The sequence below is a fragment of the Nocardia sp. BMG111209 genome, assembly GCF_000381925.1.
Taxonomy (GTDB): domain Bacteria; phylum Actinomycetota; class Actinomycetes; order Mycobacteriales; family Mycobacteriaceae; genus Nocardia.
The window spans coordinates 715,557-730,021 of record NZ_KB907307.1; the positions used below are offsets into that span (position 1 = coordinate 715,557).

14 protein-coding genes are annotated in these 14,465 nt (G+C 70.7%); 5 read left to right on the forward strand and 9 right to left on the reverse strand.

Going from position 1 to position 14,465, the window contains the following annotated elements; genetic code table 11:
• The first annotated feature begins 56 nt into the window (after positions 1-56).
• The 3 genes from G361_RS0103150 to G361_RS0103160 are packed head-to-tail and all read left to right on the forward strand — an operon-like array spanning position 57 to position 2,445.
• Positions 57-1,394, forward strand: coding sequence for a hypothetical protein (locus G361_RS0103150; protein WP_019925591.1), 1,338 nt, complete (start codon positions 57-59; stop codon positions 1,392-1,394).
• Positions 1,394-1,999 carry a neocarzinostatin apoprotein domain-containing protein gene (locus G361_RS50160; RefSeq protein ID WP_196814403.1) on the forward strand — a complete coding sequence of 202 codons (606 nt, stop codon included), beginning with the start codon at positions 1,394-1,396 and terminating at the stop codon, positions 1,997-1,999. Before G361_RS0103150 ends, G361_RS50160 begins: the two co-directional genes overlap by 1 nt.
• Before the next feature lie 38 nt (positions 2,000-2,037).
• Positions 2,038-2,445, forward strand: coding sequence for a neocarzinostatin apoprotein domain-containing protein (locus G361_RS0103160; RefSeq protein WP_019925593.1), 408 nt, complete (start codon positions 2,038-2,040; stop codon positions 2,443-2,445).
• Between the two features lie 60 nt (positions 2,446-2,505).
• Here the strand turns inward: G361_RS0103160 and G361_RS0103165 are convergent, their stop codons facing one another.
• Positions 2,506-3,165: a TetR/AcrR family transcriptional regulator gene (locus G361_RS0103165; RefSeq protein WP_019925594.1), complete on the reverse strand. Its 660-nt coding sequence runs from the start codon at positions 3,163-3,165 to the stop codon at positions 2,506-2,508.
• 541 nt (positions 3,166-3,706) lie between these two features.
• On the opposite strand from G361_RS0103165, the gene G361_RS0103175 reads away from it, so the two are divergent.
• Complete coding sequence (locus G361_RS0103175; RefSeq protein ID WP_026342629.1) at positions 3,707-4,930, forward strand: oxygenase MpaB family protein; 1,224 nt, start codon at positions 3,707-3,709, stop codon at positions 4,928-4,930.
• Positions 4,931-5,079: 149 nt separating this feature from the next.
• On the opposite strand, the gene G361_RS0103180 is transcribed toward G361_RS0103175, so the two are convergent.
• Genes G361_RS0103180 through G361_RS42145 form a run of 5 tightly spaced genes read right to left on the reverse strand, consistent with a single transcriptional unit; the run spans position 5,080 to position 10,766 of the window.
• A complete protein-coding gene (locus tag G361_RS0103180; RefSeq protein ID WP_019925597.1) occupies positions 5,080-6,495 on the reverse strand; it encodes an aldehyde dehydrogenase family protein in 1,416 nt (471 codons plus the stop codon).
• A complete protein-coding gene (locus G361_RS0103185; RefSeq protein WP_019925598.1) occupies positions 6,492-7,634 on the reverse strand; it encodes an NAD(P)/FAD-dependent oxidoreductase in 1,143 nt (380 codons plus the stop codon). The genes G361_RS0103180 and G361_RS0103185 overlap by 4 nt, the downstream gene beginning before the upstream one ends.
• A complete protein-coding gene (locus G361_RS0103190) occupies positions 7,631-9,019 on the reverse strand; it encodes an aldehyde dehydrogenase (protein ID WP_019925599.1) in 1,389 nt (462 codons plus the stop codon). The genes G361_RS0103185 and G361_RS0103190 overlap by 4 nt, the downstream gene beginning before the upstream one ends.
• Positions 9,016-10,290, reverse strand: a complete 1,275-nt coding sequence (locus tag G361_RS0103195; protein WP_036494065.1) for an acyl-CoA dehydrogenase family protein — start codon at positions 10,288-10,290, stop codon at positions 9,016-9,018. Before G361_RS0103195 ends, G361_RS0103190 begins: the two co-directional genes overlap by 4 nt.
• Positions 10,287-10,766, reverse strand: a complete 480-nt coding sequence (locus G361_RS42145; protein ID WP_019925601.1) for a flavin reductase family protein — start codon at positions 10,764-10,766, stop codon at positions 10,287-10,289. Before G361_RS42145 ends, G361_RS0103195 begins: the two co-directional genes overlap by 4 nt.
• Before the next feature lie 123 nt (positions 10,767-10,889).
• Here G361_RS42145 and G361_RS0103205 point away from each other — a divergent pair, with 123 nt between their 5' ends.
• The gene (locus G361_RS0103205) at positions 10,890-11,675 is read left to right on the forward strand and encodes an IclR family transcriptional regulator (RefSeq protein ID WP_019925602.1); all 786 of its coding nucleotides are present in this window, start codon (positions 10,890-10,892) and stop codon (positions 11,673-11,675) included.
• Here G361_RS0103205 and G361_RS0103210 read toward each other — a convergent pair.
• The 3 genes from G361_RS0103210 to G361_RS0103220 all read right to left on the reverse strand — a co-directional run bounded on the left by G361_RS0103210 (position 11,672) and on the right by G361_RS0103220 (position 14,407).
• The gene (locus G361_RS0103210; RefSeq protein WP_019925603.1) at positions 11,672-12,379 is read right to left on the reverse strand and encodes a hypothetical protein; all 708 of its coding nucleotides are present in this window, start codon (positions 12,377-12,379) and stop codon (positions 11,672-11,674) included. The genes G361_RS0103205 and G361_RS0103210 overlap by 4 nt on opposite strands.
• Positions 12,380-12,455: 76 nt before the next feature.
• On the reverse strand, positions 12,456-13,181 hold the full coding sequence (locus G361_RS0103215; RefSeq protein WP_019925604.1) for an isochorismatase family protein: 726 nt from the start codon (positions 13,179-13,181) through the stop codon (positions 12,456-12,458).
• 11 nt (positions 13,182-13,192) lie between these two features.
• On the reverse strand, positions 13,193-14,407 hold the full coding sequence (locus tag G361_RS0103220) for a CaiB/BaiF CoA-transferase family protein (RefSeq protein WP_026342630.1): 1,215 nt from the start codon (positions 14,405-14,407) through the stop codon (positions 13,193-13,195).
• Positions 14,408-14,465 lie beyond the last annotated feature (58 nt).

Below are 14,465 nucleotides of genomic sequence, written 5' to 3' on the forward strand. Positions count from 1 at the left end.
TATGGCAACTGCGAAACCGTGTTTCCTTCTACGAAACGCGGGGCTGGAGGTGAGAGATGACGACACCGAGCGCATCCACCGGAACAGGAACCACCCCGTCCACCCGGCCGCCGTTCATCGCCGAATCCGCCGCCCACCGCGCCGCCTCGTGGCTGCCGCTGCTCGCCGCCGCGGCGGCCGGACCCGCGGCGGGCGTCGAGATCGTGCTGCTGGGCAAGGCGCTCGGCGGCCGCGCCGGACTGCCCGGCGCGGTGGTGGGATATATCGCCGCGACCGCGGCGGTGCTCGCGGCCGTCGCGATCGTGCTCGGCCGTCGCCGGTTGCCGCCGCGCACCGGCCGCGGCGGCGGGCTGCTCGCGCTGCTCGCGGGGCTGGGACTGATCGTCGCCGGGGCGATTCCGGCTGTACCGGCGCTGACGATCGGCCTGTTGCTGACCGGTGTGGTGGGCGGGCCGCTGCTGCTCACGGCCCGAATCGTGAACGAGCCGAAAGCGTTTCGGGCCGCGATGACCGTCGGGGCACTGGCGGGGGCCGGGGTCGCCGCCGTCACCACCGAGTACCCGGGAGTGGCCGTCGCCGTCGCGGGCGTGGTGGCGGGGCTCGCCGGATTGCTCTCGGTGGCAGGGAATCCGGTGCCGCCCAGGGCTGTCGGCCTCGGTGCCCCGGATGCCGCCGTGCCGGGCGAGCCGGAGTCGTTCGTCCTCGGTGGCACCGAGGCGGAGTCGTTCGTCCTCGGTGGCACCGCGCCGGAGTCGTTCGTCCCCGGCCGCGCCGCGCCGGAGTCGTTCGTCCCCGACCGCGCCGCGCCGGAATCGTCGATTCTTGGCGGCGCCGAGACGGGTGCCGAGCCAGATACGGTCACCGGCTCGGGGCCGGGGGAGTGGATCGTCCGGGCCGCAGCCGGATTCGCGGTCGGTGCGACCGTCCTGCCGGCCCTGCATCTGCTGCTGTTCCGCTGGACCGTACTCGACGCCGATCAGCCGCCGTACCTGGCCGTCGCCCTGATCCCCGCGGCGCTGGTCGCCTTCCTCGCCGGCGCTCGCCGCGCGGCCGCGGCGCCGCTGCTCGTCCTCGCCGCGGGCGGACCGGTTCTCGTCGCGACCGCACCCGGCCCCTGGCAGGCGACCCTCGGGATCGCCGTGACCGTGACAGCCGCGGTCCGCGCCCTCACCCTCCGCGGCCCAGATTCCACGAAACCGATTCTCGCGCTGCTGATTCCACCCCTCGCCGCAGCCGTGGCCCTCGCCCTCGCGCTCGGCCTGCGGCACCTGTGGGGTGACGGCGCGGCCCTGACCCTGCTCGCGCTGCCGGTGCTCGCCGCCGCCCTGTCCGTCACCCGGCCGGGGGCGATCACCCGGCCGGACCCCGAACCCACCTCCGAAGGAGGCGCGTGATGATTCGCGTAAACCGCCGTGGCGCTGTGGCGTTCGCCGCCGCCGTACTGGCCGCCGGACCGATCGCCGCCGCGCCCGCGTCGGCGGATCCGGCCGCACCGGCGGTCCTGCACGTCAGCGCCACCACCGATCTGGCGGACGGGCAGCGGGTCACCGTGAGCGGCAGCGGTTTCCAGCCCGGACTGCCGGCCGTCGCGGTCGGGCTGTGCCGGCAGGGATACACCAACGGGCTCAACGACTGTGATCTCGGCGGCGGTGCGGGTTTCGTGAACATCGCACCGGACGGGACCTTCAAAACCCTGACGCTGACGCTGCATCCGCGGTTCAAGGAGATCGACTGCCTGAAGCAGCAGTGCGAGGTGGCCGCCGCCCCGCTGCCGGGCACCCAGCCGGTCCCGGTGATCACCGCCAACACGGCCGTCACGCCGATGGCCTTCGCCGGTGCGACCTTTGCGCCGCCCACCACTTCGGCCGCCACCGCCGCCGGAACCGCCGCGTCCGCCGCCCCCGAGACCCGGGGGCCGTCGGTGGCGCTGTGGTCGGTGACGGCGGGCCTGCTCGCCGTCGTCGCCGGAGCCGCCTTCGCCGATCGGCGTCGGCTGTAGTGCATCCGCACTCGTAGTGGATTATCAAGGAGGAAAACATGTCTCGAATCGGAACCCGTCTCGTTCCGCTGCTGGCGGCGGCGGCCGCGTTCGCCCTGCTCGGCAGCGCCACCGCGCAGGCGGCGTCGGTGAGTGTGAGCCAGACCGGTGGGGTCTCGGTCGGCCAGAGCGTCAGTGTGTCGGTGAACGGCTTGGCGCCCAACCTCGCTCAGGTCGCCGTCGGGCAGTGCACCGCGCAGATCTCCGGCCCGAACGACTGCAATCTCGGCGGTTCGCTGCTGGGCAACGCCGACGGCAACGGGCACTTGTCCGCGGGCAGTATCACGCTGGTCGGTTCGGTCGGTGGCGTGGACTGCACCGCGTCGGCCGGCGCCTGCACCATCGCCGTCACCAGCCTGACCGATCCGTACAACATCCTGGCCGCGGTCTCGCTCAGCTTCGGCTGATCGGTCCCGGGCATTCCGCGGCCACCGCCCGCGCACGGTGGCCGCACCGCTCGTCCCGGCTCACGAGGGAACCTGCAACATCGGAACCAGGAAGCGGCGGGCCAGATCCGACAGACTCGCGTCGTCGTCGAGATCGATGACCTCGCTGGGGATGGTCAGGAACGACGCGCACAGCCGCACCATGAGCTCGGCGACCACCTGGATGTCCACCCGGTCGTCGATCTGCCCGGCCCGCTGCTCGCGGCGCAGCTGCCCGGCCACGAACTGCCGGACCGCGGCCACGGTCCGGCCCTGATCGCCGATCAAGGAGCTGACCAGACGGTCCGGTTCCGCGATCAGCAGGCCGCCGATGAGCGGATTGCCCCGGATCGCCCGCAGCGAGCTCACGAAGCCCACCACCACCCGATCGGACACGGTCGCGGCATCCTGGATATCGAGCAGGAATTGATCGAAATAGCGGCGGAATTCGCGCCGGATCACCTGCTCGACCAGGGCGTCCTTGGTGGTGAAACGCCGATAGACGGTGATCCGTGACAGATTCGCCCGCCGGGCGACATCCTCCATGGTGGACCGCTGCACACCGATCCGGCAGAACTGTTCGTAGGCCGCGTCGAGGAGCCGGGATCGGATCTCGTCGGTCTCGTCCACCTGCCCCACCGCATCACTCAAGGCGCGCGCCAGCAACGACCCCGCATCCGAATCCGTCACCGCGTCCGCCATGCTCTCCTCCTGTTTCCGAATTACTACTTCCACCAAGGTGACACGGCAACACTTGTGACGACCACCAGGACACGGTTCGCGACGCATCCGCTCCGTTCACCGGGCGGCCCGTTTGCCCGCCGGCCGGAACCCGGTGCGCCGCGGGATATCCGCGGCCGGTGCGTTCGTGATCGGGCACCGGCCGCCGGATCCCGGCCCGCCGAATCTATTCGACTGCGGCAACCGCGGGCCAGATCGGTGTCCCGGTCGCGGCGGACCCCAGATCCAGCTGGTTGAGAAGATTCTGGACGAGAATCCACAGGTTCATCGGTTACTCCTCGGTCGTTCGTTTCATCCTCGATGCCGTGCGTTCGCGCGGTCCCGTGCCGCCGGTGTTTGCCCGAAAGACGCTGGTATCAACGCCGTTCCGGGGCGCCGGGTGGTCCGGTTCCGCGAATCCCGCCGACATCTTGTGACGGCACCCACAGTGTGGTGTCATCATGATACTCAGATGCAGGAAATGTATCTCTGTATCTGTGACTCGACGAAGAGGAACAGTGGCATGGACGCAACCCGACTCAGCAGACGTAACGCGTTCCGGGCAGGCGGCGGCCTCCTGGGGGCCGTCGGCGCCCTCACATTCATGGCGCAGACCGTCCGGGCCGAGCCCTGGACATGGGCGCCGGAGGGCTCGGTGGTGGGCAGCGGCAACGGGGCCGATCCGCTGACCATGTGGGATCCCGAGGCGGATCCCGTGGTCGCCGATGTGATGGACAACGCCGATGTACCCGCGGTCAACCGACTGCTGGCGACGTGGACGAACAACGGTCAGCCCATTCCGGCCGGGCTGCCCCAGAATCTGCGCGATTTCATGGAATACGCGCGGCAGCTGCCGTCGTGGGCGGATCCGGGCCGGCTGGGGCAGTCGTTCCAGTTCACCCAGAAGCGCGGCACCTATCTCGGCGTGCTGTACGCGTTCGCCAGCGGGATGATGTCCACGGTCATTCCGCACGAGGCGCTCGCGGTGTACTACTCGCGCGGTGGTTCACACCTGAAGGACCGCATCGCCAAGACCGCGAAATTCGGTTACGACATCGGCACCGTCAACGCGTACGCACCCGACGGCGAGATGATCGTGACCTGTGTCAAGACGCGGATCATCCACGCGGCGGTGCGGCATCTGCTGCCGACCTCGCCGCATTGGCCGGCCGACGTCAAACCGATCAGCCAGAACGACGTCATGGTGACGTGGCACAGCCTGGCCACGACCATCATGCGGGTGTTCAAGCAGTGGAATCTGAACATCCCGCCCGCCGAATCCGACGGATATCTGCACAGCTGGCAGCTGGCCGGTCATTTCCTCGGCGTCCGGGACGAATACATTCCGGCGTCCTGGGATCAGGCCGACGACCAGGCCAAGCAGGTCCTCGATCCGATCATCGCCCCGACCGCGGAGGGCGTGTCCCTCGCGCACGGACTGCTGGATCTGGGTTTCGACCTCGATCTGACGCTGCTCAGCAAACCCATTCTGGGCGCGTTCACCCGGTTCATTCTCGGTGATCAGGTGGCGGATTGGCTGCAGATTCCGCGGGAGCCGGTCTGGAGCCCGTTGCTGCAATTCGCCTGGGGCCCGTTCGTCGCGGTCAAAGAGGGTGTGCAGGGCGTCGTTCCGCCGACGAAGGATGTCGCGTACCTGTTCGACGAATTCCTGCGGCAATTCGTGTTGTGGTACGTGTCCGAACTGCACATGCCGCTGAGCATCGAGATTCCGCAGACCAACCGGTAGCCGGGCGGACCCCGATCGAGTGGGCGGCAGCGACGCTGCCGCCCACTCGCCGTCCCGCCCCGAAAACACCGGCGCCGGTCCCGGACCCCGCGCGGTCCGGAACCGGCACCGGAAGGCGGTCCGCCCCACCGGAATTCACCGGTGGGTGTCTACTGCCCCGGCGGATAGGCCCGGGCCGGCAGGCCGGCGCCACCGGGCCGGAACACGCCCGGCGCATGGGTGACCGTGGTCTGCACGTATTCGCGCAGCCCCTCCTCGGCGTATTCCCGGCCGAAACCGCTGCGCTTGATGCCGCCGAACGGGGCCCGCAGCGACATCCCGGTGCGATTGTGGGTGTTCACGAAGGTGAATCCGGCCTCCAGCCGCGCGGCGACCCGGAAGGCCCGGTCCTCGTCCGCCGACCACACCGAGGCGCCGAGCCCGAGCTCGGAATCGTTGGCGCGCGCGATCATCTCGTCCTCGTCGCGGTAGGTCAGAAGCGGTACGGCGGGCCCGAACTGCTCGGTACACACCAGCGGCGCATCGTCCGGCGGTGTGCGGGCCAGGACCGCATCCGCGAAATAGCCGTCCCCGCGGGGGGCCCGCGCCAGCGTGATCAGTTCGGCGCCGCGGTCCGCGGCATCGCGCACCAGGCCCGAAATGCGTTCCACCGCGGCCCGGTTCACCACCGGGCCCATCGTGGTGTCCTCGTCGGCCGGATCGCCGATACGCAGGATCCGTTGCGCGGCGGCCACATACGCGTCGAGGAACTCCGCGGCGCGGCGCTGCGGGACGTAGAGCCGCTTGGCGGCCATGCAGACCTGGCCCGAGGTGGCGAACGAGGCCAGCACCAACCGCTCGTAGTCGTCTCCGGTGAGCGCGAAGTCGTCGAGGAATACGGCGGGATCGTTGCCGCCGAGTTCGAGCACCACCGGCGTCAGGGCCCGCCCGGCCGCGGCGGCGATACTGCGTCCGGCCACCTCGCCGCCGGTGAACGCGACCTTGCCGACCAGCGGATGCGCGACCAGCGCCTGCACCAGTTCGGGGCCGCCGTGCACGACCGTGGTCTCCGGCAGTAGTTCCGCGACCGCGGTCACGGTCAGCGGCGCCAGCGGGGAAGGCTTGAGCAGCACCGTATTTCCCGCCGCCAGCGCCGGGCCGAGCTTCAGCACGGCGAGGATGATCGGCGCGTTCCAGGGTGTGACGGCCGCGATCACCCCGTACGGGCGCGGGGTGGTGGTGAGCCGGCCCGCGGCGTCGTCGAGTTCGGTCGCGCCGTACACCGCCGGGGCGTGCGCGCACACCCACTCCAGATAGCGTGCGGCGAAACCGATCTCGCCGCGGCAGTCGGCGACCGGTTTACCGCTCTCCCGGGCCAGCAGCGCCGCCAGTTCCGCGGTGCGGGCATCCAGTGCCGCGGCGGCGGTGCGCAGCGGGTCCAGCCGCCGCGGCAACGGCAGCGCCGACCACGCCCGGAAGCGGTGATCGGCGGCCCGGACCAGTTCGTCCACGGCGGTGACCGGGGTGACCGGGACCGATCCGACCATCTCGGCCGGGCGCGCCGGATTCTCCCGCTCGATCCTCATGCCGTGGGCTCCAGCGAATCCATCAGGCACGCCTTGCGCAGATGGGCCCGGGTCGCGACGGGATCGGCTGCCAGCGCACGCAATCGGGCCCGGTAGCTCTCGTCGTGGCCGTGCAGATACGACCAGTTGGCGCGGCTGGTGCGCTGCACGTGCTCGACCGCGACGGTGTGCCGCCGCCGGGCGGCGTCGTGGAGGACCTGTTCCGGTGCGCCGCCCAGGACCGCGGCGAGGGCGTCGGTGATCCGGACGGCGTCGTGGATGCCGCTGTTCATGCCGAGGCCGCCGAGCGGATTGTTCACGTGCGCGGCGTCTCCCATGAGCAGCACCCGTCCGGTGCGGAAGTGCGGGGTGACCCGCTCGTGGACGCGGTAGAGGGTGGCGTGCGCGATCCGCCACGGCCGGCCCAGGTCCGCGACCCGGGCCAAACGCGAAGGGAGCTTGCTCAATTCGACATCGTCGGGGGTGTCGCCCGCGGTCGGCAGCAGCACCCGCCAGTGGTCCGGGGTGCGCAGCAGGACCAGCCACTCGTCCGGATCGAAGACGTAGTTGATCGGGGCGATGCCGGGCAGCGCGGCCTCGAGTTCCTCCTCGACCGACGCGACCAGGAAACGACCCGGATAGGTGCTGCCGGTGAAATCGGCGCCGAGGCCGTGCCGGACCGCCGAATGCGCGCCGTCGGCCCCGATCAGCCAGTCGCAGTGGACGATTCCGCCCGTGGTCGACACCGCCACGCCCCGCGGTCCCGTCGCGACACCCGTGACCGCGTGGTCGAAGTGCACCTCGGCGGTGCCGGGCAGGGCGTCGAGCAGGATCGGGGTGAGTTTGCTCTGCTCGCACTGCACCCGGTACGGATACGCGGTGTCACCGGCCAGCACACCCATGTCCAGGGTGGCGATGGCGCTCCCGCCGCGCTCGCGGTACTGGAAGGTCTCCGCCACCAGGCCCGCGCGCAGCAGCGGCGCCACCACGCCGAGGTCGCGCAGCATCTCGAGCGTCGGCGGATGGAAGGTGGAGGCCCGCGATTCGGTCGCCAGCCGCGGTCCCTGTTCCAGGACGGTGACGTCGATGCCGCGGCGGGCCAGCGCCAGGGCCGCGGTCAGCCCGACCGGTCCGGCCCCGGCGATCGCGACGGTGCTCATGACGTGTGCAGGGCGAAACGCCCCTCGACACCGACCACCCGCGCGCCGGTGAAGAACCGCAGCGTCTCGGCCGTGCCCTCCTCGCCGAGGCCGGAGACGCCCCACGCCGGGCGCGGGGTCATCAGGTGCAGGCTCATGATCGAGGATCCGTTCACCTTCACCTCGCCCGCGCGGATGCGCCGGGCCACCGCCAGCGCGAATTCGGTATCCGTACCGCACACATAGGCTTCCAGGCCGTAGGGGACGGCGTTGGCCAGCGCCACGATGTCCTCGGGCCGCTCGTAGGTGGTGACCCCGGCGACCGGGCCGAAGATCTCGTCGGTGAGATCGCCGTCGAGAAGTACCGGCGCGACGTAGTTTCCGGCCCCGGGCAGGAGGCCGTAGGCCCGGTGCGGCCGATCCGCGACGGCGGCCGATACGGCCCGGACGTGCCGGGAATGGACCAGCGGGCCGAATTCGGTCGCCTCGTCCAGCGGTGGTCCGGCGTGCAGCGCGTCCAGCCGCTTGCCGATCGCCTCGAGCAGTTCGGGGGCGCGCGACCGCGGCAGGATCAGCCTCCCCAGCGCCCGGCACCACTGGCCGTTGAGCGTGGTGAGCAGTTCGGCGGCGGCGCGGGCCGCGGTGTCGAGGTCGGCGTCGGGCAGGACGACCAGCGGATTGTTCCCGCCCAGCTCCAGCTGGCAGGGCCGGAACAGCGGCGCGGACGCGGTCGCGACCGCCTGCCCGCCGGGCACGCCGCCGGTGAAGGACACGGCCTTGATCCGCGGATCGCCGACCAGGTGGGCGCCGGTGGCGGCGTCGCCGTGGACCAGCTGGAACATGCCCGGGGGTACGTGTTGCGCGATCACCTCGGCGAGCACCACCGCGCTGTACGGCGCCAGCTCGCTGACCTTCAGGATCACCGGGCAGCCCGCGGCCAGCGCATTGGCGACCTTGTGTGCGGCCATGGGTGCGGGCGCGTTCCACGGCACCAGGGCCAGCGCCGGGCCGAGCGGCAGCCGGTGCACCTCGACCCCGTCGCGATCGGCGCGCAGCGCCCCGGATCGCAGCTGCGCGGCCGCCAGCCGGAACGAACCGGCGACGATCACCCCGAGCGGGCGGGTCTGGGCCAGCGGCACGCCGGTGGCGAACGCGTCGAGGACGGCGAGCCGGTCCACCTGCGCGTCCAGCGCGTCGGCGATCCGCTCGAGCAGATCCGCGTCGATGCGCCCGGCGGCGGCGTCGGCGACCGCGAGGGCGCGGTCCACCCGCTCCGGTGCGGTCGCGACGGCGCGGGCCACCGCGACGCCGGTGGCCGGATCCTCCAGGGCGACACCGAGATCCACGCTCGGATCACCCCATTCGCCGTCGACGAGATCGCGGATCGCGGGCAGTTCGATGGTCATCGCGCCGCCTCCACGGGGGCGGTGGCGAACAGTTCGTTGGCGCGCGCCTCGGTGACGATGCGCGCCACCTCGAGCATGCCGCGCTCGGCGGGGAAGGTCATGACCAGGCCCATCGCGAGATCGCGCAGCGAGCGGCCGATCACCCCGGACATCGACGCCGCGGAGGTGCCGCCAGCCTTCAGCGCGCCCAGCGCGACCCGGAAGCACGCCTCGGTGACCGCGCCCTTGCCCAGCCGCCACTGCGCGAACACGTCGGACTTCGATTTGAACGGCACCTCGGCGGTCTCCACGGCCAGCTGATACCGCAGCCACAGGTAGGCGGTCTCCAGGCTGCGGGTCATCTCGCCGAACAGCAACTGGTGCACCGGCGAGGACGCGATCGGCTCACCGGTGTCGGCGAAGGTGCGGGTGGTGGTCGCGGTGAGGATCTCGTCGTAAACCCGTTGCGCGCAACCGGTGTAGACCGCCGCGATGGCCAGCTGATTGCCCACGAAACTGCCGCGGCTCTGGGTCAGCATCTTGGTGAACGCGCCCGGCACGCCGAGCGCCTCGTCGTCGGGGACGAACACGTCGGTGAGCCGGATGCCGTTGTTGGCGGTGGCGCGCATGCCCAGCCCGTCCCAGGGCGCGCGGACCGCGACCCCCGCGGCGTCGCGCGGTACGAAGAAGGTCGCGAGTCCCTCCGCGGTGTCGTAACCTTCGAGTTTGGCGGAGGTGAGGTAGTAGTCGGCGACGCCGGTCGCGCAGCCGAAGGACTTCTCCCCGTTGAGCATCCAGCCGCCGTCCACCTTGCGCGCGGTGGTCGCGATGGTGATGTTGGCGCCGGAGGTCTTCACCGATTCGGAGGCGAAATTGGCCAGCCAGATACCGTCGGCCATCCGGGTCAGCACCTTCTCGGCGAAGGCGCGCACGACGGGGATCTCCGCGTCCGCGAACAGGCCGGCGTCGATGGCCTCCAGCGGCAGCAGCCCGCGCGAGGCGCTGGTGCTGTGGAAGAAGTAGGCCAGCGCGGTGGACGGGCAGGCGGTCCCCATGGCGAAGGTGGCGGCGGCGAGGTCGCGCAGGGTGCCGCCGAGGCCGCCGAACTTCTCCGGCACCACCAGCCCCAGCAGCCCCGCCTCGCGCAGCAGCGCGAGGTGCGAGGGCGGGAAGGTGCCGGTGCGGTCGGCCTCCTCCGCGGCGTCGCGCAACGCCGGCAACACGGACTCGACCCGTTCGGCGCGTTCGCGTTCCGGCGTGGTCATGTCTTCGACGAGTCGTTCTCCGATCATCGGGCAATCCCCTCGTGATAGGTGCGGTCGTGATAGATGAGCGGGGCGGTCGGCCGCGGTGTGGCCGCGTCCTGCACCAGCCCGAGCACGATGGTGTGATCGCCGGCCGGATAACAGGCGGCCACCACGCAGTCGATCCAGGCGACGGCGTCGGTGAGCACGGCGGTGCCGGTGGTCGCGACGTCCCAGTCGCCCAGGGCGAACCGGTCGGTGGCCGTGGTGGTGGCGAAACGGCGGCCGATCTCCTCGTGATCGCAGCCGAGCACGTTCACCGCGAACACGCCGCTGCTGCGGATCGCGCGGCAGGTCGTGCTGTCGGAGGCCACACATACCGAGACGAGCGGCGGATCGAGCGCCACACTGGTGAACGAACTGGCGGTCATACCGTGGTGGCCGCCCTCCTCGGTGCGCGTGGTGAGCACGACGACACCGGTGGCCCATTGCGCCAGCACCGTACGGAGATACCGGGAATCCATAGCTGGTCCGTTTCGGTAGTGGAAACGCTGTAACGCACAAGGTAACGGTGCCGGGCAGTTCGCGCAAGCGGAGCAGCGGGATGGTGTTTCCCATCGGGAAATCTTTCCCCCTAGACTGGCCGGGTGCCCGATACCGAATCCGACGGCCAGAGTCGCTCCATCGCCGCGGTCGAACGCGCGATGGACGTGCTGCTGCTCTTCGGCCGCAGCGGCCGTTCCGACCTCGGCGTCACCGAGATCGCCAACGAGCTCGGCCTCACCAAAGCCGCTGTGCACCGGATACTTACGGCCCTGCGCAGCCGCGACCTGATCACCCTGGAACCCAGTACCCGCCGGTACGCGCTCGGGCACGCGGCCATGGCGCTGGGCCGGGCCTATCTGGCGCGCACCGATCTGCGCGTGATGGCGGGCCCGGAGCTGCGCCGGCTGGCGTCGCTGACCGGGGAGACCGCGACGCTGTCGATCCGCCGCGGCGATACCCGCATGTATGTGGACCAGGTGGTGCCGGAACAGGAACTGCGCATGGAACTGGTACTGGGACAACCGTATCCGCTGCACGCCGGCAGTTCCTCGAAGGCGATCCTCGCCTACCTCCGCAAGGAGGAGATCGACGAGTACCTGCAGCGCAACGAGCTGACCGGATTCACCGACGCCACCATCGTCTCGCAGCGCAAGCTGCGCGCCGAACTGGTGACCGTGCGCAAGCGCGGCTACGCCTGCTCGATGGGGGAGCGGCAGATCGGCGCGGCGTCCATCGCGGCGCCGATCCTCGATCACGACGGCGGCGTGGTGGCCTCGATCAGCGTGTGCGGGCCGCTGCCGCGGTTCGAACCGCACATGGACGAGTACGCGCCGATGCTGCTCGACGCGGCCACCACCCTGTCGACCCAGTTGGGTTATGCGGGTTAGAGATTCGCGCCGGGCTTGAACACTCCGAGCGCGGCCGCGCCGAGGACGCTGCCCCAGATCGTCCACACGTAGGGCAGGCAGCCGTTCACGCTGCGCCGCAGCACCGCCTCCAGATCCGGCCCGGATTCCCCGCCCATCAGCCGGCCGAAGGCGGGACCGAAGGGGCGCAACGTGATCCGGATACCCAGCCCGGCGGCGACGGCCGCGCACCACAGCAGGATCTTGCCGCCGAGCCAGCGCGGATTCGTGGTGACGCCGAACGGATCGTGCGCGATCAGGGTGTACAGGCCGGCGGCCGTCATGCCGATGATCGCGGCGGTCCGCAGCGCGAGGTCGGCGCGGACCACCGCCGTGATGCGCCCGTGCGTGCGGTGCGTCACCACCGCCAGGGCGAGCCAGGCGAGCGCGAACACCCACACCGGTGCCACCAGCCACCAGGGGAACAGGGTGATGCCGAACAGCTTCGCGCCGTGCGGATCACACGCCATCAGCGTCACGCCGCTGGGCAGGAACAGGATCAGGCAGATGCGCGGCGCCAGATCCAGTCCGCTCATGATCGCCAGCGCGGTGGCGCGGGCGGGCGGGGTCAGCTTCGGGTCGATGACGAAACGGCTGGAGTAGAAGACGCCGAGGTCGCCACCGAGCCAGAAGACGAACAGCACCAGATGCAGCAGGATCCACCAGCCGTGGTGATGCGGGCCCATGATTGTCCTAACGGGGAGCGGCGGAAAGTGCTGCGGCACATCGTTGTTCGCAGTCCGTCCGGATTCGAGCGGGAGGTCAGCGCAGCAGCGACAGCGCGGCGGCGAGGTCGATCACGTCGGCGTACTTGGCATCCAGGTCGAGCAGGTTCGCCTCGTGCAGGCGCGGATCGCGATCGCCGCAGGCGTCGGCCACCACCAGCGGCCGGAAACCGTGCTGGAGCGCGTCGGTCGCGCTGGCGCGGATACACCCGCTGGTGGTGAGGCCGGTGACCAGCACGGTGTCGATCCGCCGCGTGCTCAGGTCGGCGGCCAGCGCGGTGCCGTGGAAGGCGCTGGCGTAATGCTTGGACACCACGGTTTCCCCCGGCCGCGGCGCCGGATCGGGCGGGAACTCGGCCAGCGGGTTGCCCTCCTCGAAGGAGCCGAGCGCCGGGACCTTTCGCCGGAACAGGCCGCCGTCGCCGGTGCCGGGCCGGTAGCTGACCCGCGTGAAGATCACCGGCACACCGGTTTCGCGCGCACGGGCGACCAGGCGCGCGGTGGCGGCCACCGCGTCCTCCACCGGCGCGCGCAGCGGCGACCCGTCGGTGAGATAGGCCATGCAGACATCGATGACCAGCACCGCGAGCTTCTCGCCCGCGCCGAGCCGGGCCGCGAAACCGTGGGTGCGGTAGTCCGCCGCCAGATCGGCCGGGCCGGCGCCGTCCGGCGATGCGAACTGTGCTGCCGCCGTGTCGTTTCCGGTATGGCCGCCACTGTCCGGAGTCCCGGTGCGCGGCGCGTCGGTGTCGTTGCTGGGCACGATGGTCCTCCTCAGACGATGCCGGCGGTGGCGAGGCCGGCGAGTTCGTCCGAACCGAGGCCCAGCAGCGTGGAATAGATCTCGGTGCTGTGCTCGCCCAGTTCGGGCCCGGTGTGCCGGACCCGGCCCGGGGTTTCGCTCAGCCGGGGAAAGACGTTCTGCATCGGGAACTCGCCGAGATCCGGATGTGCCAGTCGCACAATGGCATCCCGCGCGGCGAAGTGCGGATCGGCGAACATGTCGCGCGCGGTGTAGATGCGCCCGGCCGGTACCCCCGCCTCGTGCAGCAGGTCCAGGACCTCGCCGGCCGGTCGCGCGCCGGTCCACTCGGCGATGATGTCGTCGAGTTCGGCCATGTTCTCCCCGCGCGCCGAATGGGTCGCGAAACGTTGCGCGACAGCCAGATCGGGGCGGCCCATGGCCGTGGTCAGGCGGCCGTACACGGTGTCCTGGTTGGCGGCGATGAGGATCATCTCGCCACCGGCGGTGGGATAGACGTTGCTGGGCGCGACATTCGGCAGCACCGCGCCGGTCCGCTCACGCTGATATCCGGTGATATCCCATTCCGGCAGCAGCGATTCCATCATCGCCAGCACCGCCTCGTAGATCGCCGAGTCGACGATCTGGCCGCGGCCGGTGAGTTCGCGATGGTGCACCGCGGCGAGCGTGCCGATGGTCGCGAAGACCGCGGCCAGTGAATCGCCCAGGGAAATACCGGTTCTGGCGGGCTGATGATCCGGATCGCCGGTGGTGTAGCGAATTCCGCCCATCGCCTCGCCGATCGAGCCGAACCCGGCGCGGGCGGCATACGGCCCGCTCTGCCCGTACCCGGTGACCCGGGTGAGGATCAGGCCGGGATTGTCCGCCCGCAGGGTCTCGTAATCCAGCCCCCAGCGTTCCAGCGTGCCCGGCCGGAAGTTCTCCACGACCACATCGGCCTTGGCGATCAAGCGGCGGGCCAGATCCTGCCCCTCGGGAGTGCGCAGATTGCAGGTCACCGACTTCTTGTTGCGCGCCACCACGGGCCACCACAGCGACCGGCCCTTCGGCTTCTCGCGGCCCCATTCCCGCATCGGATCACCCTGTCCAGGCGATTCGAGTTTGATCACCTCGGCCCCGAAATCCCCGAGCAACTGACCGCAGAACGGGCCCGCCAGCAGCTGACCCATCTCGATCACCCGCAGGTCGTGTAGCGGTCCGGGCGTTCCGGTGGTGAGATCTGCCATGCGGCCGACTCCGTTCCGGCACGGATCGCGTCGCGATCGGTGTCCTCGTTGCTGTCGT